The organism is Streptomyces sp. QH1-20, assembly GCF_041283565.1.
Lineage (GTDB): Bacteria > Actinomycetota > Actinomycetes > Streptomycetales > Streptomycetaceae > Streptomyces > Streptomyces syringius.
The window spans coordinates 848,689-869,815 of the sequence record NZ_CP166299.1 but is presented as its reverse complement, the minus strand read 5'-3'; the positions used below and the strand labels follow the sequence as shown (position 1 = coordinate 869,815).

At 73.3% G+C, this 21,127-nt stretch carries 18 protein-coding genes; 12 read left to right on the top strand and 6 right to left on the bottom strand.

Annotated elements, in window-relative coordinates:
* Positions 1–30: 30 nt before the first annotated feature.
* Positions 31–687: a hypothetical protein gene (locus AB8O64_RS04040; RefSeq protein WP_370423784.1), complete on the bottom strand. Its 657-nt coding sequence runs from the start codon at positions 685–687 to the stop codon at positions 31–33.
* 108 nt (positions 688–795) lie between these two features.
* Positions 796–2,181: an APC family permease gene (locus tag AB8O64_RS04035; protein ID WP_370417886.1), complete on the bottom strand. Its 1,386-nt coding sequence runs from the start codon at positions 2,179–2,181 to the stop codon at positions 796–798.
* A gap of 239 nt (positions 2,182–2,420) precedes the next feature.
* Between AB8O64_RS04035 and AB8O64_RS04030 the strand changes: the two genes are divergently transcribed.
* The gene (locus tag AB8O64_RS04030; RefSeq protein ID WP_370417885.1) at positions 2,421–3,557 is read left to right on the top strand and encodes an isoaspartyl peptidase/L-asparaginase family protein; all 1,137 of its coding nucleotides are present in this window, start codon (positions 2,421–2,423) and stop codon (positions 3,555–3,557) included.
* Between the two features lie 162 nt (positions 3,558–3,719).
* Here AB8O64_RS04030 and AB8O64_RS04025 read toward each other — a convergent pair whose 3' ends face one another.
* Positions 3,720–4,925 carry an ABC transporter substrate-binding protein gene (locus AB8O64_RS04025; RefSeq protein ID WP_370417884.1) on the bottom strand — a complete coding sequence of 402 codons (1,206 nt, stop codon included), beginning with the start codon at positions 4,923–4,925 and terminating at the stop codon, positions 3,720–3,722.
* A 381-nt stretch (positions 4,926–5,306) separates the two neighbouring features.
* Here AB8O64_RS04025 and hppD point away from each other — a divergent pair, with 381 nt between their 5' ends.
* The 5 genes from hppD to AB8O64_RS04000 are packed head-to-tail and all read left to right on the top strand — an operon-like array spanning position 5,307 to position 10,828.
* On the top strand, positions 5,307–6,431 hold the full coding sequence (gene hppD / locus AB8O64_RS04020) for a 4-hydroxyphenylpyruvate dioxygenase (protein ID WP_370417883.1): 1,125 nt from the start codon (positions 5,307–5,309) through the stop codon (positions 6,429–6,431).
* A 2-nt stretch (positions 6,432–6,433) separates the two neighbouring features.
* Positions 6,434–7,618: an alpha-hydroxy acid oxidase gene (locus AB8O64_RS04015; protein WP_370423783.1), complete on the top strand. Its 1,185-nt coding sequence runs from the start codon at positions 6,434–6,436 to the stop codon at positions 7,616–7,618.
* Positions 7,615–8,553, top strand: coding sequence for a phytanoyl-CoA dioxygenase family protein (locus AB8O64_RS04010; protein ID WP_370417882.1), 939 nt, complete (start codon positions 7,615–7,617; stop codon positions 8,551–8,553). Before AB8O64_RS04015 ends, AB8O64_RS04010 begins: the two co-directional genes overlap by 4 nt.
* The gene (locus AB8O64_RS04005) at positions 8,550–9,884 is read left to right on the top strand and encodes a PLP-dependent aminotransferase family protein (protein ID WP_370417881.1); all 1,335 of its coding nucleotides are present in this window, start codon (positions 8,550–8,552) and stop codon (positions 9,882–9,884) included. The genes AB8O64_RS04010 and AB8O64_RS04005 overlap by 4 nt, the downstream gene beginning before the upstream one ends.
* On the top strand, positions 9,881–10,828 hold the full coding sequence (locus AB8O64_RS04000) for a DMT family transporter (protein ID WP_370417880.1): 948 nt from the start codon (positions 9,881–9,883) through the stop codon (positions 10,826–10,828). Before AB8O64_RS04005 ends, AB8O64_RS04000 begins: the two co-directional genes overlap by 4 nt.
* 55 nt (positions 10,829–10,883) lie before the next feature.
* Here AB8O64_RS04000 and AB8O64_RS03995 read toward each other — a convergent pair whose 3' ends face one another.
* On the bottom strand, positions 10,884–11,240 hold the full coding sequence (locus AB8O64_RS03995) for a hypothetical protein (RefSeq protein ID WP_370417879.1): 357 nt from the start codon (positions 11,238–11,240) through the stop codon (positions 10,884–10,886).
* A 170-nt stretch (positions 11,241–11,410) separates the two neighbouring features.
* Between AB8O64_RS03995 and AB8O64_RS03990 the strand changes: the two genes are divergently transcribed.
* Positions 11,411–14,335, top strand: coding sequence for a BTAD domain-containing putative transcriptional regulator (locus tag AB8O64_RS03990; protein ID WP_370417878.1), 2,925 nt, complete (start codon positions 11,411–11,413; stop codon positions 14,333–14,335).
* Positions 14,336–14,354: 19 nt separating this feature from the next.
* On the opposite strand, the gene AB8O64_RS03985 is transcribed toward AB8O64_RS03990, so the two are convergent.
* On the bottom strand, positions 14,355–15,257 hold the full coding sequence (locus AB8O64_RS03985) for an MBL fold metallo-hydrolase (protein ID WP_370417877.1): 903 nt from the start codon (positions 15,255–15,257) through the stop codon (positions 14,355–14,357).
* A 176-nt stretch (positions 15,258–15,433) separates the two neighbouring features.
* On the bottom strand, positions 15,434–16,996 hold the full coding sequence (locus tag AB8O64_RS03980) for a protein kinase (protein ID WP_370417876.1): 1,563 nt from the start codon (positions 16,994–16,996) through the stop codon (positions 15,434–15,436).
* 342 nt (positions 16,997–17,338) lie between these two features.
* Here AB8O64_RS03980 and AB8O64_RS03975 point away from each other — a divergent pair, with 342 nt between their 5' ends.
* From AB8O64_RS03975 to AB8O64_RS03955, 5 genes are all read left to right on the top strand, one after another.
* Positions 17,339–17,524, top strand: coding sequence for a hypothetical protein (locus tag AB8O64_RS03975; protein WP_370417875.1), 186 nt, complete (start codon positions 17,339–17,341; stop codon positions 17,522–17,524).
* Between the two features lie 79 nt (positions 17,525–17,603).
* On the top strand, positions 17,604–18,191 hold the full coding sequence (locus AB8O64_RS03970) for a MauE/DoxX family redox-associated membrane protein (RefSeq protein ID WP_370417874.1): 588 nt from the start codon (positions 17,604–17,606) through the stop codon (positions 18,189–18,191).
* Positions 18,173–18,730, top strand: a complete 558-nt coding sequence (locus tag AB8O64_RS03965) for a TlpA family protein disulfide reductase (RefSeq protein ID WP_370417873.1) — start codon at positions 18,173–18,175, stop codon at positions 18,728–18,730. Before AB8O64_RS03970 ends, AB8O64_RS03965 begins: the two co-directional genes overlap by 19 nt.
* On the top strand, positions 18,727–20,622 hold the full coding sequence (locus tag AB8O64_RS03960) for an ABC transporter ATP-binding protein (protein ID WP_370417872.1): 1,896 nt from the start codon (positions 18,727–18,729) through the stop codon (positions 20,620–20,622). The genes AB8O64_RS03965 and AB8O64_RS03960 overlap by 4 nt, the downstream gene beginning before the upstream one ends.
* Positions 20,619–21,104, top strand: coding sequence for a S26 family signal peptidase (locus tag AB8O64_RS03955; RefSeq protein ID WP_370417871.1), 486 nt, complete (start codon positions 20,619–20,621; stop codon positions 21,102–21,104). The genes AB8O64_RS03960 and AB8O64_RS03955 overlap by 4 nt, the downstream gene beginning before the upstream one ends.
* Positions 21,105–21,127: the final 23 nt, after the last annotated feature.

Here is a 21,127-nt window from a genome sequence, read left to right as displayed (position 1 = left end):
ACGGCCCTGGCCGTTCCCGCCTCCGGTGTGTTACGGCCGGTCGGCTCTGTCTGTCGGTACCGGAGGCGGGCGTAGGGGCTCGCTGATGGACAGGTCCTCGTCGAGCTTGGCCGCCAGCTCGGCGCCGAGGGCGGGCGCGTACCGCTCGCTCCACCGCTCCACGACGGCCAGGAAGCCGGTCAGATCGTCCTGCACGGACCGCAGCAGCGCCGGCAGTCCGTCCTTCGCGACCTCGACGGGCCGCCCGGCGGGCGGGGCCGGGGCATCACGGCCGTCGGGCCACAGGCGGACGACCGGGCCCGCGTGCTCGACGCGCGGTGACGGATCGTGGCCCAGCCAGAGCTCGTCGCCGTGCAGCAGGTCGAGCCACTCACGCCAGTTCTCCAGGCCGCAACAGCAGCCGGAGGAGACCGACACCCCGCTGGCGGTGTCCCGCACCCGCAGACCGCCCGGCAGGAGGGTGCAGTCGGCCGCGATCGTACGGCGGATCAGCTCGGGTCCGTCCGGAGCGCGGGCGTCCTCCTCGGCGAGGGCCGCGCCGTTGTACCCCGCCCACACCGCGATCGCGGTACCGACCTCCAGGGGGGACAACCGCCCGGACAGCGGGAGAGCCGTGCCGGCCGACGGATCGGCCACGGGCCACAGCGTGAAGTCGGCGGAGTCGTAGGTCTCCAGGACGGCGTCCATGATCAGCACGGACTCAGTGTCACCCCGAACGGCCGTGCGCGCCTCCCCATTTCACGACAAGCCGAAACTCCCTGTGCAGCGTCCGCCGTCCTCCCGCGGCCCGTCTGCTCAGCCCCGGCCGGCCCGCCGCGCACCACCGAGCGCGATCCTGTTCACCAGCCACAGCGCGACACCGATCACGAGCAGCACCCCCGCCCGCACATAGACGTCCGCCGGGCGGTCGGCCAGCGGGCTCGCCAGGATGAGGGCGCTGACCGCCCCCAGCACCGGCAGCGCGGTGGGTGCGCGGAAGTGACGATGAGCCACCCGGTCCTTGCGCAGGACCAGCACCGCCACATTGACCAGCGCGAAGACACACAGCAGCAGGAACGCCGCCGTGTCCCCGAGCCCGGCGATCTCGCCCGTCGACGCCAGAGCGACGGTGAGCACGGTCGTGAAGACGATCCCGACGACCGGCGTGCGGCGGCGCGGCAGCACCCGGGCCAGGGCGCGCGGCAGGATGCGCTCGTTCGCCATCCCGTAGCAGAGCCGGGACGCCATCATCAGATTGATCAGGGCGGAGTTGGTGACGGCGAAGAGCGCGATCAGCGCGAACAGCCTCGGCGGGAAACCGGCCCAGCCCACTCGCACGACCTCCAGGAGCGGCCCGGAGGAGCCCTGGAGCGTGCGGTGGTCGACGAGCAACGAGGAGACGAGCGCGACCAGGACGTACACCGTGCCGGTGACGGCCACACCCAGGAAGATCGCGCGGGGAAAGGTACGGGCCGGATCCCGGGTCTCCTCGGCCATGTTGACGGAATCCTCGAAGCCGAGGAACGCGAAGAATCCCAGCGCCGTCGCCCCGAGCACCCCGGTGAGCGCCGCGTACCCGGAACCGCCGGTGTCGAACTCGCCGAGGCGCGCCGGCTGCCCGTCGCCCGCGAACACGGCGAACACGCCGATGCCGATGACGAGCAGCAGCCCGGACAGCTCCACGACGGTCAGCACGACATTGGTCCGCACCGACTCCGAGACGCCGCGCAGATTGAGCACCGCCAGCCCGAGCACGAAGACGACCGCGACCAGGGTCGGCGGCAGGTCCACGAACTCCGCCATGTAGTCACCGCCGAACGCGCGGGCCGCGGCACTCGCCGACGCCAGGCCCGAACACATCACCATGAAGGCGGTGATGAACGTCAGAAAGGGGACCTTGAACGCCTTGTGGGTGTAGAGAGCCGCTCCGGCGGCCCTGGGGTACTTGCCGACGAGTTCGGCGTACGACGCGGCGCTCAGGATCGCCACGAGGAAGCCGATGACGAACGGCAGCCACAGTGCGCCGCCGATCTTCCCCGCCACCTTGCCGGTGGTCGCGTAGATCCCGGTGCCGAGGATGTCGCCGACGACGAAGAGGAGCAGGAGCTTCGGGCCGATGACCCGCTTGAGCGGTGAGCCGTCCCCGTCGGCCGGGACCGGGGGAGGGGCACCGGGTGCCCCGGGAGGTCGAGGTATCCGCATGGCCCACGGCCTACCCGCTGCGGTGCGCGCCGTACCGCCCGTGCCGCACCGGACCGCGCGAGGGGAAGCGCAACACCGGGTGACCGGCCGATCGTGCGTCGTTCCCGGCCAACTCGCGCGTCGGTCGTTCCGCCCCGGCACCCGCCTGGGCACGGTGAGTCCGGCCCGTTCCCGGTAGAGAGGCGGCGGCCCTCGGCGGCGATTCCGCCGTGCCGCCGCGGAAGGCGAGGAGAGAGCCCATGCGCGTACGGCCGAGGCTGTGGATCGTCCCCGTGCTCACCGTGCTGGTGGCCGTGGCCGCCGCACTGCCCGCGTTCTCCCGGCCCGGTGCCGGGGAGGATCACCGGGTGGGCGCGGTGGCTCCCACGAAGGCGGCGGACGCGGGGCGGCCCGTCGCCCGCGACGTCGTACTGGCGGTGCACGGCGGCGCGGGCACCGCGCTGCGCAGGGAGACCACCGACCCCCGCAAGGAGAAGGCCTACCGTGACGGGCTGGCCGACGCCCTGAAGGCCGGCCGCCGGGTGCTGCGCGACGGCGGCGACAGCGTGGCCGCCGTCGAGGCGGCGGTGCGCGTCCTGGAGGACAACGAGCTGTTCAACGCGGGCCGGGGCGCGGTCTTCACCGAGGACGCGGGCCATGAGCTCGACGCGTCGATCATGCGCGGCTCGGACCTGGCGGCCGGTGCGGTCGCCGGGGTGCGCAGCGTGCGCAATCCCGTCTCCGCCGCCCGGCTCGTCATGGAGAAGACCAAGCACGTGATGCTGGCGGGGGAGGGCGCCGACGACTTCGCGGCCCGCAACGGCCTGCCGACCGTGACCCAGGACTACTACTGGACGCAGCGGCGGTGGGACGAACTGGTGAAGGCCAAGAACTTTTTGAAGGGCCCGAAGGCCGAGAAGGCGACGAAGGGCGGCAAGGGCACCGGCGCCGTGAGGGAGGAGATCACCGGGACCGTGGGGGCGGTCGCCGTCGACCGTGACCGGGACCTCGCGGCGGCGACCTCGACCGGCGGCATGACCAACAAGATGGCGGGCCGGGTCGGTGACTCGCCCGTCGTGGGCGCCGGCACCTACGCGAAGAACGGCACGGTCGCGGCGAGCGCCACCGGGCACGGCGAGGTGTTCATCCGCGGCGCCGCCACCGCCACCATCTCCCATCTGATCGAGTTCGGGGGCCGGGACGTGGCCTCGGCGGCGTACGAGGTCGTCGTCGGGCGACTGCCCCGCCTCGGCGGCACGGGCGGCGTGATCGCCCTGGGCCACGAGGGCACTCTTGCCGCGCCGCACAGCAGTGAGGGCATGGTGTACGGCTATCTCACCGAGGACGGCGACATCGTGACGCGGCTGTTCCCCGACGAGTCGTCGTCCGACGGGTGAGCGGCCGCGGCCGCGTCCGTGCCGCCTGCGGCGGCGAGCGCCCTGCGGGCGCGTCCTCAAGAGCCGGACGGGCTGGGTTGTTGTGGCGGGACCGCGCTCGGCTCAGCCGGTTGTGGCTGGAGTGAGCTCGGCGCAGCCGCGGCGCTCCACGGTGAGCTCGGCTCAGCCGCAGGGCGCCACGGTGAGTTCGGCGTCGAGGGCGATCGAGGGGAAGCGGGTGTTGGTGACCAGCGCGAGTTCGTGCCGGTGATCACGGCCGGGCTGCCACTGGCCGCCGATCAGCGGCAGCAGCGCGATGTTCGGGGTGGGCCCGGCGGTGAAGTCGATCAGTCCGGCGACGGTGGGCAGCCGGGTGCGGCCGACGGCCGCGGCGACGGCGTGCCGGTCGGTGGGGTCGTCGGCGGTGGCCAGGGCGTGCGCGGCGACCTCCACCAAGGCGTGGGCCAGCCCGAGGGGTTGCAGCCACGGCCTGCCGGTCTCGCGCTGGTAGGCGTCCGCCAGCTCCGCGGCGTCCGTGGCGTCGAGGGAGGAGGAGAACGGGTGGCGCGGCGTCCAGTAGACCAGGGTGGCGATGTCGGTGCCCGCCAGGGCGTCCGCCTGGGCCCGGTCGCGCGGGTAGGCGAGCCAGCGTGAACAGGTGACCAGCCGCGGCCGCAGTCCCGCCTGCCCGGCCTGCCGGTGGAAGAGCGTGAGGTCCTCGACGGTGGCCGCGCTGGTGACGATCTCCGCCCCCGCGTCGACGAACCGGCGGATGTGGTCGGCGAACGTGACGGCAGGCTCCCGGTAGCCGCCCGGATCGATCAGCCGGTGGCCGCGGGCGGCCGCCACGGGGGCGAAGCCGTGCACCGGGTGCCGGAGGAACTCGCCCTGCACGTCGTCGTTCCACAGGCAGCCCACCGTCCGCCGGTCGCCGACGCGCTCCCACATCTCGGCGAAGACCGCCGCGATGTCGTCCAGCCCCCACGCGAAGTGGTACGTCCATGGGAAGGGGTGCTCGGTGTCCCCGCCCCTGCCGAACACATAGGCCTGCCACGGGAACGTGGTGGACACACAGGGGATCCCCAGCTCCGCGCAGGCGTCGGCCACGGCAGGCAGCACCCGGGTGCCGGCCATGGTCACCACCACCTGCGCCCCCTCCTCGCCGACCAGCTCCCGGACGGCCTGCCGGGCGCCCTCGGGGTGCGAGCGGCTGTCACGGGCCGCGAGCTGCAGCGGGTACCGCCGGGAACCGTTGGTCACCGCCGGCAGCCGGGGTGCCAGGCGGTCCAGGACGAAATCGAGGGGATCCCCTAGACGAGCCAGCCGCCCCGACCGCGGGACGACCGCCCCGACGCATAGACCTTTCTCCGTGCTCCGCTGCGCGACCATCGAGTCGGCCTCCCGGATTCCGTGCCGCCGTCGGCTTCAAAGTCCCACGATCGCAGCCATGTTCACGTATGGGCGACCGATCCGAAAGGGGAGGCCCGAGGGCTCCGGTGCGCATCGTCCCCCGCCCCCGGGCCTCGGGCCCGGGTCGACGTGGCCGGAAATCACCCTTGCCCTGTTGTCGGGGCAATGACAAGGATGATCTTTGTTCGGCATTGGCGGCCCCCATCCCGTAATGCCGTTCGTGACCATCGGGCCGCGTTCTTGTCAAGGCTCCTCGGCCGACGGCCCGCGTCGGCGACAGGTCGTGCGGGGCGCAACGCCGCGTCCCGCACCCGTGCGGCGCCGTGCCCAGCCCCCCATCGCACGACAGAGGTGAAAGTCATGACAGTGCATGCTGTCGACCACGTCGGCCTGCAGGTAGCCGACGCCGCCGAGGCGGCCCGCTACTTCTGCGACGCCTACGGATTCCACATCGAAGCGGAGGCGGACGCCGGGACCGGCTTCGCCGACGGACACTCCCTCGTCCTCGCGCACGGCGGCGTCCGCCTCGTCGTGACGTCCGCCGGCCACCCGGAGCAGCCCGGCGCCGAGTTCGTCGCCCGGCACGGTGACGGGGTGCGCGACGTCGCCTTCTCCTCCACCGACGTCGCCGCCGACTTCGCCCGCGCGGTCGCCGCCGGAGCCGAGGCCGTCCAGGAACCCCAGGTCTTCGAGGAGGACGGGGCAGGACGGGTCGTCGTCGCCGTCATCGGCACGCACGAGGGCCTGCTCCACTCCCTGGTCCAGCGCGACACCCCGGACGGCGCCTTCCTGCCCGGCCGCTACCGTCCCCTGCCCGTGGCGGCGTCCGGCGAGCCGGCCGCCCCGCTGCTCCGCAGCGTCGACCACCTCGCCCTGTGCCTGGCGCCCGGATCGCTCGACACCTGGGTCTCCTTCTACGAGCGGGCCCTGGGGCTGCGCCACACCTACAACGAGTCGATCAAGGTCGGCGGCCAGGTCATGGACTCCAAGGTGGTCCAGGACGAGACCCGTGGCATCACCTTCACCATGGTCGAGCCCCGGGCGGAGGGCAAGCGCGGCCAACTCCACGACTTCCTCGACAACTTCGGCGGCCCGGGCGTCCAGCACATCGCGTTCGGCACCGATGCCATCACCGACGCCGTGCGCGACCTCGCCGGACGCGGCGTGGAGTTCCTCTCCACCCCGGCCGAGTACTACAACGGCCTCGCCGGGCGGGGCATCGACGTGGGCGTGGAGTCCGAGGTGCTCCGCGAGCTGAGCCTGCTGGTGGACCAGGACGAGTGGGGCCACCTCATACAGATCTTCACCCGGTCCCCCTACCCCCGGCGCACCGTCTTCTTCGAGCTCATCCAGCGCGTCGAGGCCCGGACGTTCGGCAGCGGCAACATCAAGGCCCTCTACGAGGCCGTGGAGCGGGAGCGCACCCGCGCGGCGGACTCCGACGAGGAGACAAGCCCGGCCCCGGCCATGACCGCGGCCCGGTGAGCATGCCCACCGAGTCCGGTTTCGTCCCGGAGTCCGCGGCCGCCCGGGCGGCACCGGTCACCCTGGACGACTACCGCACCGCCGCCCAGGCCCTCGTCGATCCCGGGGCCTGGGGCTACATCGAGGGCGGCAGCGGCGCCGAGACCACCCTGCGCGAATCCGAGGCCGCCTACCGCCGCTACCGGCTGCGCCCCCGGGTCCTCGTCGACGTCTCCCACTGCGACCTGCGCACCACCCTGCTCGGCAGCCCCGTCGAACTCCCCGTCGCCATCGCGCCCATGGCCTACCACGGGCTCGTCAGCCCCGAGGCCGAGCCCGGCACCGTCCGCGCGGCGGCCGCGGCCGGGGCGCTGACGGTCGTCAGCACGTTCTCCGGAACCCCGCTGGAGGAGATCGCGGAAGCCGCCGCGGGCGCCCCGCTGTGGATGCAGCTCTACGTCTTCCGCGACCGCCCCACGACGGAGGCGCTCGTACGGCGGGCCGAGGCAGCCGGCTACCGCGCGCTGGTCGTCACGGTGGACACCCCGCGGGTCCCACGGCGCGCCAGGGACCTGCGCAACGCCTTCAGCCTGCCGCCCGGCATGGCCCCGGCGAACTTCGACGACCGCCACGCGAGCGGACTCCAGCAGGCGCCCCGCGGGTCCTCCGTGATCGGCGCGCACGCCGCCCGGCACCACGACGCGGCGTTCGGCTGGGACGACCTGGCCTGGCTGCGCTCGCTCACCACGCTGCCGCTCGTCCTCAAGGGCGTACTGACCGGCGAGGACGCGGCCCGCGCCGCTGAGCTGGGAGTCGAGGGCATCGTGGTCTCCAACCACGGCGGCCGTCAGCTCGACGGTGCCGTCCCGGCCCTGGACGCCCTCCCCGAGGTCGTCGCCGCGGCCGCCGGGCGCTGTGAGGTCTACGTCGACGGCGGCGTCCGCCGTGGCACGGACGTCCTCACCGCCCTCGCCCTCGGCGCCCGGGCCGTCCTGGTCGGCCGCCCCGTGCTGTGGGGCCTGGCCGTCGCGGGCTCCGCCGGCGCCCGGGACGTGCTGTCGATCCTGCAGGCCGAACTGGAGGACGCCATGGCCCTGTCGGGCCGCCCCGACCTCGCGTCCGTCGACGCCGGTCTCCTCCGGCCCCACGGCACCCCCCTTCCCGCAGCCCCTCACCGCACCCCCAGCAAGGAGAGCACCCCCCGATGAGCACCGCCGAAGAGCTGACCTCCGCCGCCGCCGCTGCCTTCGACCTCGGCCCGGCCGACCGCGAACTCCTGCCCACCGCCGAGGACGTGGAGTTCTACCAGGAGCACGGCTGGTACCTGTCGAAGCAGCTGCTCACCGACGCCGAGGTCGACGAACTCCTCGAGGCCAGCGAGCGGTTCTACGCGGGGCACCGCGACCGCACCCTGCCCGTCCGCCCGCCGCGCCTCGCGTACTGGGAGCCCGAGCAGGGCGACGTGCACCGGCACAACGACTACATCTTCTACGAGGACGACACGATCCGGCGGATCCTGTCCAAGCCGGTCATCGCCGCCACCGCCGCGCTCATCGCCCGCACCGAGCAGATCCGGCTGTGGAACACCACCCTTATCTACAAGCCCCCGCGTCCCGAGGACGCCCGCAACATCGTCCCGTGGCACTTCGACCGCCACTACTGGCAGACCTGCAGCTCGGACGAGATGCTGACCGCCTTCATCCCGTTCCACGACTGTGACGAGGAAATGGGCACCATCACCATGGTGGACGGCAGCCACACCTGGCGCGAGATACCGGCCGGCGACTCCGTGACCCGTCACTTCGCCGAGCGGGACCGCTCCGAGCTGGAGGACATGCTCCAGGAGAACGCCGACTTCAACGGTGTCGAGATCCGCAAGATCCCCATGATCATCCCCAAGGGGCACATGAGCTTCCACCACTGCCGCACGTACCACGGCAGTGGGCTGAACACCAGCGACCGCCCCCGCCGCGCCATCAGCCTGCACCTCCAGGACGGCGCCAACCAGTGGCGTCCCTACCCGCTGTCCACCGGCGGCAACGTGGTCTACAACAACGACGTGCTGGTGCGCCCGGACGCCGACGGCAACCCCGACTACACCGACCCCGAGTTCTGCCCGGTGCTGTGGGAGGACAAGCGGTGACGGCTGCCGAGACCACCGACGGAACCGCCGGGGCCGTCCTGCCGCTCGGCGAGCTGCACGGCTCGCTGGCCGACCCGCTCATGGAGGTGATGAACTTCCTGAACGAGATCACCCTCCGCTACCCGGACGCCATCTCCTTCGGCCCCGGCCGCCCCTACGAGGGCCTCTTCGAGGTCGAGCGGATCGGCGAGTACCTCCAGGCCTGGACCCGGTACCTCACCGAGGATCTCGGCCAGGGGCCCGACCAGGTGCGCACCACCCTCTTCCAGTACGGGCGCACCAACGGCCAGATCCACGACCTGATCGCGCGGACGCTGCACAACGACGAGGGCATCGAGGCCGACCCGGCGTCCGTCGTCGTCACCGTGGGCTGCCAGGAGGGCATGCTCATCACGCTGCGGGCCCTGTTCGCCGGGCCCGATGACGTCCTGCTCGTCACCGACCCCAACTACGTCGGCATCATGGGTGCCGCGCGCGTGCTCGGCGTCGAAACCGCGCCCGTCACCGAGGACGAGGGCGGTGTCGACCTCGACGCGCTGCGCCGTGTGATCCAGTCGTTGCGGGCGGCGGGAAAGCGCCCCCGGGCCCTCTACACGGTGCCGGACTTCTCCAACCCCTCCGGCACGTCCATGCCGGTGGAGCGCCGCCACGAGCTGCTCGCCCTCGCGGACGCGGAAGACCTCCTCGTCCTGGAGGACAACCCCTACGGCTTCTTCACCCGCACCGACACCGTCCGGCCCACCCTGAAGGCGCTGGACACCCGGCGCCGGGTCGTCCACCTCGGATCGTTCGCCAAGACCTGCTTCCCCGGCGCCCGCGTCGGCTATGTGATCGCCGATCAGACGGTGGTCGCGCCCGACGGCCGCCGCACGCTCCTCGCGGACGAACTGTCCAAGATCAAGAGCATGGTCACGGTCAACACCCCGACGCTCAGCCAGGCGCTCATCGGCGGCATGCTCGTCACCCACGACTGCCGTCTGCGCGAGGCCAACGCACCGGCCATCGCGTTCTACCGCGACAATCTGGACGTGCTGCTGGAGTCGCTGGACACGCACTTCCCCGCCGCGATGCGCGAGCGCACCGGCATCCACTGGAACGCCCCCGAGGGCGGCTTCTTCCTCACCCTCACCCTGCCGTTCCCCGCCGACGACGCCCTGCTGGAGCTCTCCGCCCGCGAGCACGGCGTGCTGTGGGCCCCGATGCGCTACTTCCACACCGACGACTCCGGTGACAACCGGCTGCGCCTGTCGTGCAGTTACCTCTCCCCGGAGCAGATCCGTGAGGGCGTCGCCCGGCTCGCCGTCCTCGTGGAGAAGGGCCTGGCGCGATGAACGCCGTGCTCTACGCGGTGACCGTGGTGATCTGGGGCTCGACCTGGCTGGCCATCAAGGGCCAGCTGGGCGAGGTCCACCCCACCCTGTCCGTCTTCTACCGCTTCGCGCTCGCCGCCGTCCTGATGCTGGCCTATGCCCGGGCCCGCGGACTGCCGCTGAAGTATCCCGCGCGCATGCACGTCCGGTTCGCGCTCATGGGCGGCCTGATGTTCTCGGGCAACTTCGTGTGCTTCTACTTCGCGGAGCAGCACCTGGCGACGGGCCTGGTCTCCATCCTCTTCGCCATGTCCCTGCTGATCAACATCGTCTTCGCGCGGCTGTTCTTCCACCGCAGGGTGTCCCCGGTGGTGCTCATCGGCGGCGGTATCGGTCTGCTGGGCATCGGCACGGTCTTCTGGCCGGCGCTCGCGGACTTCGACCCGGACTCCGGCAACGGGCTCGGCACCGTGCTGTCCATCGCCGGAACCCTGGTGTTCTGCCTCGGCAATGTCGTCTCCGGCAAGGTGCAGGCCGAGGGCGTGCCGGTCGTGCAGAGCACCGGCTGGTCGATGGCGTACGGAGCCGTGCTCGTCGCCCCCTTCGCCGCCGTGCTCGGCCACGGCACGCTCTACGAGCCGACGTGGAAGTACACCGGATCGCTGCTCTACCTGGCCCTGCTCGGCTCGGTGATCGGCTTCGGCACCTATCTGACGCTGCTCGGCCGCATCGGCGGCGAGCGCGCCGCGTACGCGACGGTGCTCTTCCCGATCGTCTCGCTGCTGCTGTCCACCGTCTTCGAGGACTTCAGCTGGACGGTGCGGGACGGGCTGGGCGTCGTCCTCGTGCTCCTCGGCAACGCCGTGGTGCTGGCCGGCCCGAAGCTGCTGGCCCGCCGCCGGGAGCGCGACCCCGCGCCACCGGACCACAAGGCGGCGCAGACGAGCGCGAGCGGAGGCAAATGACAGCGGCGGCCCGAACGGGCCGCCGCTGTCCGGCTACCGGGCGCCGCGCGGCCGCTCAGCCCTCTTGCCAGCTGACGCTGCCGACGCCCGTGCCGCCGCCGCAGGTGGCGGAGGAGGTGCCGGAGCGGCCGGGGTCCAGCGTCCGCCACGCGCCGTACTGATCCGGCCACCACCCACAGACCACCACGACCCGGAAGGCCACCACGGAACCGGTGTTGTTGGTGCAGTCCGCCCTGCCGGTCCAGCCGTCGCTGTCGGTGGTGCACGAGAGGACCTGGGCCTTCGCCCGTGGTGCCGCCTCGGCCGCCGCCGCACTCGGGGCCGCCGCCACCAGCGGCAGCGCGGCCGCCGCCGCACCCGCGAGCGCCAAGGCCGCCGCGCCGGATCGCCTGAATCCGCAACGCTTGCTCATGGTTGTCTCTCCTGACTGACGGTGCGGCCCCCTCGGTGGGGAGACCCGCTGGAACGCCATGCTCCCGACTGGCGCTGTCGCGGCAGTCACTCCACGCTCACTCGACGTTCACGCCACGTGATGAGATGATGGCGTGGTGTGACGGCCGGGGGTCTCGGGGGAGGCGGAACATGCCGCAGGCACAGGACGGGACGAGCAGCACAGCACCGCGGACGGACTTCGCGTTCGGAGTCCTGGGACCGCTGGAAGTGCTGCGCGACGGCAGACCCGTGGAGCTCCGGGCGGCCAAACAGCGGGCCCTGCTGGCCTCCTTGCTGATCGACGCCAACAAGGTCGTGCCCACCGAGACGCTCATGGCCAGGCTCTGGGAGGAGGAGCCGCCCGAAGGGGCCCGCAACACCCTCCAGAACTACGTCCTGCGGGTCCGCCGCGCGCTCGGCCCCACCGGGAGCGGGGCCGGCGGCCCGGTGCTGACCTGCGCCCAGGGCTATCTCGTCGAAGTCCCCGCCGGAGCCCTGGATTTGCACCGCTTCGACGCCCTGGTGGACCGGGCCAAGGCCGCCATGGCCGAGGGCACGCCCGCCCAGGCCTCGACGCTGCTGGGCGAGGCGCTGGCGCTGTGGCGGGGCGAGCCCCTCGCGGACGTCCCCTCGGAACGGCTGCGCAGAGAGGTCGTGCCCGCGCTCACCGAGCGCCGGCTGGGCGCGATCGAGCTGCGGACCGAGGCCGACCTCCAGCTCGGCCGGCACGCCGACGTCCTGCCGCGACTGCGCGAGCTGACCGCCACCTACCCGTTGCAGGAGCGGTTCTGGGCCCAGCGCATGCTGGCGCTGTACCGCGCGGGGCGCCAGGGCGAGGCCCTGGACTGCTACCGCACCGTCAGCGAGCTGCTCCTGGAGGAGCTGGGTGTCGACCCCGGTGCGGAGCTGTGGAAGCTCCATCAGCGGATCCTCACCGCCGACCCGGCGCTGACCGTGGTGACCGCGGAGCGCGGCGGGGCGCGGGCGAGCGGCAACCTCCCCGCCGAGATGACGAGCTTCGTCGGCCGCGGCGGGATGCTGAGCCGGGCACGCCGGCTGCTGGAGGGCGCCCGGCTGGTCACCCTGACCGGCCCCGGCGGCGTGGGCAAGACCCGCCTCGCGCTGCGCACGGCGGCCGAGGTGTCCTGGGCGTTCCCGCACGGGGTGTGGCTGGCCGACCTGGCTCCGCTGGTCGAGCCCGGACTGCTCGACCGGGAGATCGCCGGGGCCCTCGGCATCCTCGACCAGTCCGCCCGCCCCGGCACCCAGGTGCTCGTCGATTACCTGCGCGAGAGAAACCTGCTGCTGGTCCTGGACAACTGCGAGCACGTCGCGGACGCCGCCGGCGAGCTGCTCGCCACCCTGCTGCGCGCCGCTCCCGGCCTGCGCGTGCTGGCGACCAGCCGCCAGGGGCTCGGTGTCCCGGGCGAGCACCTGCTGGTCGTACCGCCCCTGGACGTGCCCGCGCTCGAGGAGCCCGGGGGCGGGCTGCCGATGACGCGCAGCGAGGCGGTGCGGCTGCTGGGGGACCGCGCCGCGGCCTCCGCCCCGGACTTCCGGATCACCGAGGAGAACCACGCCGCCGTCGGCCAGTTGTGCCGGCGCCTCGACGGCATCCCGCTGGCGATCGAGCTGGCGGCCGTCCGCCTGAGCACCCTCTCCGTCGAGGAGGTGCTCGAACGGCTCGACGACCGCTTCCGGCTGCTGACCCACGGCGGCGCGCGGACCGCGCCGCGCTACCAGCGGACCCTGCGCGGGGTCGTCGACTGGAGCTACGACCTCTGCGGGGAACGGGAGCGGCTGCTGTGGGCGCGGCTGTCGGTGTTCGCCGGCGGATTCGACCTGGAGGCGGCCGAGACGGTGTGCTCGTCGGAGGGAGCGGACGGCGTGCCCCGTGAGGACGTCATCGACATCCTCGCCGCCCTGGTGCACAAGTCGGTGCTCACGGCCGCCACGGACGGCCACCGCACCCGCTACCGGATGCTGGAGACCATCCGTCAGTACGGGCAGCGCAGGCTCCGCGACCTCGGTCAGGACGTGGCGCTGCGCCGCCGCCACTGCGCGTACTACGAGGATGTCGCCGCGCGGGCCGCCGCCGACTGGTGCGGACCGCGCGAGGTGGAGTGGCTGTCACGGCTCCGGCGGGAACTGCCGAACCTGCGGGCGGCGCTGGACTTCTGCACCACCGGACCGGGTGAGGCCCGGGCCGGGCTGGTGATCGCCGCGGACCTCACCCGGGTTCGGTTCTGGTTCTTCAGCAGCTCCCTCGGCGAGGGCCGGCACTGGCTGACCCGCACCCTCGGCCTCGCCCCCGACGCCCCCGGCCCGCTGCGGGTCGGCGCCCTCGCGCTCGCCACCTGGATCGCGCTGTGCCAAGGGGACCAAGGGGCCGCGGAGCGCTTCCTCGCCGACTGCCGGGAGTCGGCGCGGCGGATCCCCGACGACGCGGCGGAGGGCGCCCTCGCCTATATCGAGGGCGCCCACGCCATGCTCGTCCAGCGGGATCCGCGCGCCATCGCGCACTTCGCGCGGGCCCGGGAGCGGTACCGCCGCGACGGCCGGCCCGGCGACGCCCACATGGCCACGATGCTCGGGGCGATGACATCGGCCCTGCTCGGCGAGCGGGAGGCCGCGCTGGCCGACTGCCGCGCCCATATGGCCGAAGCCGACGACTACCGGGCGGGCTGGGCGTACTCGTGGGGCCTGTGGGTGATGGCCCTGGCCGAGCTGCGCCACGGCGACCCCCACCGGGCCGCGGGTCTGATCGACGACTCCCTGCGCCGTCAACGCGACATCGGCGACCGCTGGGGCCCCTGCTGGGGCGTCCACGCCATGGCCTGGACCGCCGCCGCCCTCGGCGACCCGCACCGGGGCGCCCGGCTCATGGGCGCCTCCTACCAGCTCCGCGAGGCGATCGGCGTCGCGCTCGCGGGTCTGCGCCCCCTCCACGACGCCCACGTCGAGGCGGAGCGCATCATCCGTGGCGCCCTCGACGCGCGGGTCTACGCGGCGGCCTTCGCCGAGGGTGCCGCCGCCCGAGACGCCGTGGGGCTCGCCCTGGACACCGGTCGGTGAGCCGCGACGGCCCGGGCGCTCACCATCGGATGGCGGTGAAATCGACGGGCCGGGGCCGCAGCGCCCGGGTGCGGACCGTCAGCCGTTCGAGCCGCCGGGACATCTCCGCCGCCGGGAGCTTCTTGCGGTCGCCATGGCCCGGCAGCAGCCACTCGAAGCGCAGCCGGGCCGCGGTGCGCGACAGGGAGGCGGCCAACTCCTCGATGGAGTACCAGGTGACGGTGTCCGCCACCTCGATGTCCGCCGTCGTGCGGGACCAGTAGAGACTGTCGCCGCTGAAGCAGTACCGCTCGTCCGCGACGTAGAGCACGCTGCCCGCCGTGTGCCCGGGCAGCGGGTACGCGACGACGCCCTCGGCGATCGCGGCCGGATCGGTGCCGCGCAGCACGCGGTCGGCGTCCGGCGCGGCGTCGAGGTCCCCTTCGTGGATCCACAACCGGGCCCCGAAACGGTCGGCGTAGCGCCGCCCGTGCGCCACATGGTCCCGGTGGGTGAGCAGGACGTCGGTGACCGGGCCCAGCGCCTCGTACCGCGCGGCCAGCGGCTCGCTCCAACGGGGTGTGTCCACCATCATCCAGGTGCCCGAAGGGCGGCGCAGGAGATAGGCGTTGGCCCCGGCGGTGTGGTTGGAGTTGTGCCCGCACAGCAGGACGTCCTCGTCGAGGGCCATCGGGAACGGATCCTGCGCCGGGTCCAGCCGACGGGCGGTGCGGCGGATCGAGCGGGTGGGGCAGGCGTACGCGGCGGCGTGCAGCAGACCCTCCTCCGCCGCGTCGCGCGGCTGGCGGAGGATCTCCGAGCGGCCGTCGACCTCGACGATCAGCGTCGGGGCGAGCTGCCGGGCGACGTCGCAGTTCGTGCAGCGGTCGTCCACGTACCAGCCGTCGTCGTCCTTGGGTGTCCCCGACGGTGCGTTGCCCATGGTGAGGCTCCTTTCCAGGGTTCCAGGCAGGTGCGGGCGGCCCATGGTTCGGCCGCCCGCACCCAGAGGTATCCCGGGTCGCGAGAGGAAAGGAAGGGGGGAGCGTTCTTGTGGTTTGGCGCCGGATCGCATCTCTCCGCCGGCGAAGGCGCGGAGCGAAATGCACTGTATGCGTCTTATGGGCGGGTGCAACGGCCGGTGCTGTTGCCCGCCGTGCCCGTCGCGGGAAGGCACAGGGCGTCCCGGTCGCCCGCGCTGTGGCTCACGTACCGGCCCACGCACGCGTTCCTGGTGGTACGGCCGCGCTCCGCGCACCAGTTGACCGCCTCGGACCCGTTGGCGAACGGCCCGGGGGCGTAGAAGACCCAGTAGCCGGGTTTGAGCGAGGCGTAGTCGTCGCTGCGCAGCATGACCGCCTCGGGGATGCTCTCGCGGACGATCGCCAGCCGCCGGTCCCGGGTGGCGGTGCCGGTGGAGACGGGCTCGGAGTGGAGCTGGGCGATCCAGGTGCCCGCGGGCCCGGCCGGGGCTGGCTCCACGGCGCGCGACGGGGTGGGCGAGGGTGAGGGGCGCTGCGGTGCCGGGCTCCTGGCGCCGGAGGCGCGCGGGGTGGGGGTCCGCTCAGCCGTGCCGGGGGAGACCCCGGTGCCCGGACTGCCGGCGGCCCGGGCGCCGTCGCCGCCGGGCTTGATGGCGAGATAGACGCCACCCGCGAGCAGCACCGCGGCGACGGCGGCGGCCACCACCGCCAGCGGTCCGCGCCGGGAGCGCGGTACGCCGGGCGCCATGGGACCGGTGGGTCCGGTGCTCCCGCTGGAGCCGTTGGTGACCGTCGGCAGGGAGTGCGGGGGCGTGGCCGGCGGACGGGGGCTGTCCCACCGGGTCGGCGGATGGTCGGGTGCCGCTTCCGCCCGGGCCAGCAGCTCGTCCAGCCGGGCGCCGTCGGGCCGCGCGGCCGGGTCCCGTACCAGCAGGGCCGTCAGCACGGGTGCCAGCGGCCCGGACCGCACGGGCGGTGGCACCGGGTCGTCGAGAACGGCGGCCAGGGTGGCGAGCGTGGTGGCCCGGCGCAGCGGACTGATGCCCTCCACAGCCACGTACAGCAGCATGCCCAGTGACCAGAAGTCGGAGGCCGGCGTCTCCTCGCCGCCGCGGATGCGCTCGGGGGCGATGTACTCGGGCGAGCCGATGAGCTCGCCGGCCGCCGTGAGGGCGGTGGAGCCCTGGAGCGCGGCGATGCCGAAGTCGGTGAGGACCGCCCGGCCGTCGGCGCGCAGCAGGACGTTCGCCGGTTTCACATCGCGGTGGTGGATGCCGGCGGCGTGCGCCGCGCGCAGCGCGGAGAGCACCTCCCGGCCGACGCGGGCCGCCTCCTGCGGCGGCAGCGGACCGCCGTCGAGCCGGTCCTGCAGGCTGTCACCCGGCAGCAGTTCCATGACGAGCCAGGGATGCGGGTCCTGGGCCACGATGTGATGGATCGTCACCACGTTGGGGTGGGACAGCCGGGCGAGGGCCCGCGCCTCGCGCAGCACCCGTTCCCGCAGGACGCGCGTGGCCTCGGAGCCGGGGGCAGCCGACCACGACTCCGGCGCTCGCACCTCCTTGAGCGCGACCTCGCGGTGCAGCGCCAGATCACGCGCCCGCCACACCGTCCCCATTCCGCCGCTGCCGAGCCGCTCCAGCAACGCGAAGCGCCCGTCGATGATGCGCCCGCTCTGTCCACTCGCGCCCCCGGTCATGGCGCCAGGGTAAGGGCTGCGCCCCACCGCGCACCCGCCGACCGCCGGGTAACCCCGGCCGGTGGAACAGCTCTTGGGCGGGGACGGCGCCGTCCCGGAGGCGGTGGCCGGAGGCGGGACCCCGTGGAGCGGTCGCCTCCGGCTCCGGCCGCCGCTCGGACGAGGGGCGGACGACATCCGGACAAGGCTCTGACCGGCCCGGACAGCCACACCTTGTCCGGGACGGCCGTCCGCTGTTCCGGGCTCGGCCGCGCCGGGACACGCTGTGTCTGCCCGGCCGGTCGAGGAAGTCGCCTCGACCACGGCCCGGGACACCACGACCCGACGAAGGGACATCGCAGCATGAAGACCATGCGTGGGTTCGCCGACCGGATGCTGGAACGCCTGGTGCCGCAGGAGACCGCGGGCGCGTGCTACTGGTACCCGGTCTGCATCAGGAACCAGCCGTGCGCGAACTTCTCCCAGTACACCCAGCGCCGCAACTCGTGCACCGGTGAGAGGCAGTACCTGTTCTGCGGCTGTTCATAAGTCCACCGGATGACCGCCGTGGCCCGGCCCGCCTCCGACCGGGGGCCGGCCGGGCCACGGACCTCGCACGGGAGAACCTGTGGAATTCCTCTCGGCAACATGCCAGGCCCTGCTGCTCGTCGTCTTCGGGGCCGCCGTGGTCGGCAAGGTCCAAGGCGCCGCGTCGTTCGCCGCGTTCACCGACGCCGTGGCGGTGCTGGGCCGCGTACCCGCAGGGCGGGCCGGGGCCCTGGCCGCGGCGCTCGTCGGCGCGGAGGCGGCGACCGCGGTCCTCCTGGCCGTACCGCGGTCGCGGGGCCTCGGGCTGCTGGCGGCGGCCGGCCTGCTGAGCGCGTTCACCTACGCCGTCGCTCGCGCCCTGCGCTCGGGAACACCGGTGTCCTGCCGGTGCTTCGGCGCCTCGGCGGGCCCGGTCGGACCACCCCAACTCCTGCGCAACGCCGTGCTGCTCGTCGCGGTGACGGCGGCCCTCCCGGGGGTGCCGGGTTCCGACGGGCTGCCTTGGCAGGGGCAGTTCGCGGCGTGGCTGGCCGGCGCCACGGCCGCACTCGTCCTCGTCGTCGGGGACGAACTGGTGTCACTCCTGCGGCCGCGCCCCGCCGCCCCCGGGAACGGCAGTCCCCGACCCCTACCGGAAGAGGCCCCGCCATGGTTTACCTCGCCATAGCCCTCGCGGCGGTAGCCGCCCTGTGCGCACTGGACCTGCTGCTGACCCTCGCCGTCCTCCGCAGACTCCGCGACCGTCCCGCCGGCCCGGCCCTCACCGAAGAAGGCGGCATCGCCGTGGGGGAGGCTGTGGGAACCTTCGCGACGCGGTGCACCGAAGGCGCCCCGCTCACCGAGAAGGACCTCGGTGACGGTGCCGTGGTGTCGTTCTTCTCCCCGGGCTGCTCACCGTGCCGGCGCAAGCTGCCCGTCTTCGTCGAGCGGGCCGCCGCGCTCCAGGGCCACCGCCAGGTGATCGCCGTAGTCGTGACGGCGAGCGGCGGGCCGGACGAGGAGGCGGAGGCGCACGCCATGACCGAACAGCTCGCCGCCGTCGCCCGCGTGGTCAGGGAGGACACCGAAGGGCCCTGCACGGCCGCCTTCGGAGTCCAGGCCTTCCCGTCCCAGTTCGCCGTCTCGGCTCCGGACGGCGCGTCGCCCACGGTGGCGGCCGTCGGGGACGCCGCCCTCGCCACCGCCCTGCCCGTCGGGTCGGCATGAGCCCCGCCCCCGCCGGCCCGCCCGGGCGGCAGCGGACCGTCCGCGCGGTGGGACCGGCCCTCGCGCTCGCGTTCCGCGCCGCGCCCTGGGTGCTGGTCGGTCACCTGGCACTGACCCTGCTCTCGGCCGGCGCGCCGGTCGTCCTCACCTGGCTCGTCAAGGGCGTTCTGGACAGCCTCGCCGACGGCGCCGACGTGCGGGAACTCACCCGGCCGGCGTTCTCCCTCGCCGTCACCAGCGCGATCATGGCCGTCGCCCCCCAGATCACCGGCTACCTCCAGGCCCGGATGACCCGGGCGACCAGCCGGCTGGTCAAGGAACGGCTGCACGCCTCGGTCGACACCTTCAGGGGACTGCGCCGTTTCGAGAACCCGGAGTTCATCGACCAGCTCAGACTGGCCCAGGAAAGCGGCGGACTCGCTCCGTTCCAGGTGGTCCAGGGAGTGGCGGGCATCACCCGCAGCAGCATTCTGCTCGTCGGTTTCATCGGTTCCCTCGCGGTCCTCCATCCGCTGCTGGCCGTCGCCGTGGCGCTCTCCGGCATCCCCGTCCTCTGGGCGGAGATCACCCTCAGCCGTCGACGCGCCCGGACCTTCTGGATCATCAGCCCCGCCCAACGCCGGGAGATCTTCTACGCGACGCTGCTGTCCAGCGTGGAGGCCGCGAAGGAGATCAGGCTCTACGGCGCCGGGCGCTTCCTGCGGGACCGGATGCTGACCGAACGCCGCAAGGCCGATGCCCTTCAGGACACGCTGGACCGCAGGGAACTGCGCATTCAGTCCGTACTCCAGATCGCCTCGGCGGCGCTGGCCGGAGCCGCCCTGATCTGGGCGGTCGGGCGCGCCGCTCAAGGAGCCATGACGGTCGGCGACGTCTCCATGCTCCTGACCGCGATCCCCGCGGTCCAGAGCGGCATCGGCGGCCTGGCCGGTGAGATGGGCCAGGCGCACAACTCGCTGATGATGTTCCACCACTATCTGACCGTCATGGGCCTCGGCCCCGATCTCCCCGTGCCCCCGGACCCCCGCCCCGCCACACCGCTGCGGGACGCCATCGAGCTCCAGGACGTGTGGTTCCGCTACGAGGAAGGACTGCCCTGGGTGTTGCGGGGCGCCAGCCTGCGGATCGAGGCGGGGAAGGCGACCGCGCTCGTAGGGGTCAACGGCTCCGGAAAGTCGACGCTGGTCAAGCTGCTCTGCCGGTTCTACGACCCCACCCGCGGCCGCGTCCTGTGGGACGGCACCGACCTCCGCGACATCCCGCCCGCCGAACTCAGGGCGCGCATCGCCGCCACCTTCCAGGACCCGATGCGCTACGACCTCACCGCGCGGGAGAACATCGGCATCGGGGAGATCGCCGCGCTCGACGCTCCCCACCGCTGCGAGGAGGCGGCCCGGCTGGCGGGGCTGCACGAGGACCTCTCCCGGCTGCCGCACGGCTACACGACCTTGTTGAGCCGCGCGTTCTGGGACGGCGACGACGAGAACGAGACCGGGGTGCAGTTGTCCGGCGGACAGTGGCAGCGCATGGGACTCGCGCGGTCCTTCCTGCGTACGGACGCGGATCTGCTGATCCTGGACGAACCCAGCTCGGGCCTCGACCCGGCCGCCGAGCACGAGATCCACACCCGGCTGCGGGCCCGCCGCGCCGGACGCACCAGTGTGCTGATCTCCCACCGGCTGGGCGCGGTCAAGGACGCCGACACCATCGCGGTGCTGGAGGGCGGGCGCATCACGGAACGCGGCGACCACCGACGGCTCCTCGCCCACGGCGGCACCTACCACCGGCTGTTCACCCTCCAGGCCCGCGGCTATCTCGACCAGCCGAGGGAGACGGAAGCGGCGGAGGGGGAGGCCGCCCCGGCCACCTCCGGGTCGGGACACGGCTCATGAGGCCGCACGGACCCACGGCGAACCCCTTCGCGCGCACTCCGGTGACGGTCGCCGCCGTACCCGCGGCCCTGACCCTGCTGACGGCGTTCGTCGTCCGCAGCCGCTGCGTCCTGCTCGACGTCAGCGGTCCCAGCATGCTGCCCGCCTACCGCGACGGAGACCGGCTGCTGGCCGCCCGGGTGCCCGTGCGGCTGGTGCGCCGGGGCACGGTCGTCGTGATCAGACTGCGACCGGTGCCGGCTCCGTCCGGTCCGGACGGCCGGACCCCGGACCGGACGGTCCCCACCACCATGGTCAAGCGGGTCGCGGCCCTTCCCGGCGAGGCGACGCCGGGGCTCCCCTCCGCCGCGGAGGTGGTTCCCCCGGGGCATCTGTTCGTCCTGGGGGACAACCGCGAGGTCAGCTACGACTCCCGGCACACCGGGCCGGTGCCGTTCGCCCGGTTCGCCGGGGTGGTGCTGTGCCGGGTGCGCCGTGGCTGACGGGTACCGGCTGTCCGCCGCCC

Coding starts and splice junctions, on each gene's coding strand:
- hppD (WP_370417883.1), top strand. CDS start 5,307: ATGACAGTGCATGCTGTCGACCACGTCGGCCTGCAGGTAGCCGACGCC.
- AB8O64_RS04030 (WP_370417885.1), top strand. CDS start 2,421: ATGCGCGTACGGCCGAGGCTGTGGATCGTCCCCGTGCTCACCGTGCTG.
- AB8O64_RS04000 (WP_370417880.1), top strand. CDS start 9,881: ATGAACGCCGTGCTCTACGCGGTGACCGTGGTGATCTGGGGCTCGACC.
- AB8O64_RS04015 (WP_370423783.1), top strand. CDS start 6,434: ATGCCCACCGAGTCCGGTTTCGTCCCGGAGTCCGCGGCCGCCCGGGCG.
- AB8O64_RS03965 (WP_370417873.1), top strand. CDS start 18,173: ATGGTTTACCTCGCCATAGCCCTCGCGGCGGTAGCCGCCCTGTGCGCA.
- AB8O64_RS03955 (WP_370417871.1), top strand. CDS start 20,619: ATGAGGCCGCACGGACCCACGGCGAACCCCTTCGCGCGCACTCCGGTG.
- AB8O64_RS03980 (WP_370417876.1), bottom strand. CDS start 16,996: ATGACCGGGGGCGCGAGTGGACAGAGCGGGCGCATCATCGACGGGCGC.
- AB8O64_RS03975 (WP_370417875.1), top strand. CDS start 17,339: ATGAAGACCATGCGTGGGTTCGCCGACCGGATGCTGGAACGCCTGGTG.
- AB8O64_RS03960 (WP_370417872.1), top strand. CDS start 18,727: ATGAGCCCCGCCCCCGCCGGCCCGCCCGGGCGGCAGCGGACCGTCCGC.
- AB8O64_RS04025 (WP_370417884.1), bottom strand. CDS start 4,925: ATGGTCGCGCAGCGGAGCACGGAGAAAGGTCTATGCGTCGGGGCGGTC.
- AB8O64_RS04040 (WP_370423784.1), bottom strand. CDS start 687: ATGGACGCCGTCCTGGAGACCTACGACTCCGCCGACTTCACGCTGTGG.
- AB8O64_RS03990 (WP_370417878.1), top strand. CDS start 11,411: ATGCCGCAGGCACAGGACGGGACGAGCAGCACAGCACCGCGGACGGAC.
- AB8O64_RS04035 (WP_370417886.1), bottom strand. CDS start 2,181: ATGCGGATACCTCGACCTCCCGGGGCACCCGGTGCCCCTCCCCCGGTC.
- AB8O64_RS03995 (WP_370417879.1), bottom strand. CDS start 11,240: ATGAGCAAGCGTTGCGGATTCAGGCGATCCGGCGCGGCGGCCTTGGCG.
- AB8O64_RS04010 (WP_370417882.1), top strand. CDS start 7,615: ATGAGCACCGCCGAAGAGCTGACCTCCGCCGCCGCCGCTGCCTTCGAC.
- AB8O64_RS03985 (WP_370417877.1), bottom strand. CDS start 15,257: ATGGGCAACGCACCGTCGGGGACACCCAAGGACGACGACGGCTGGTAC.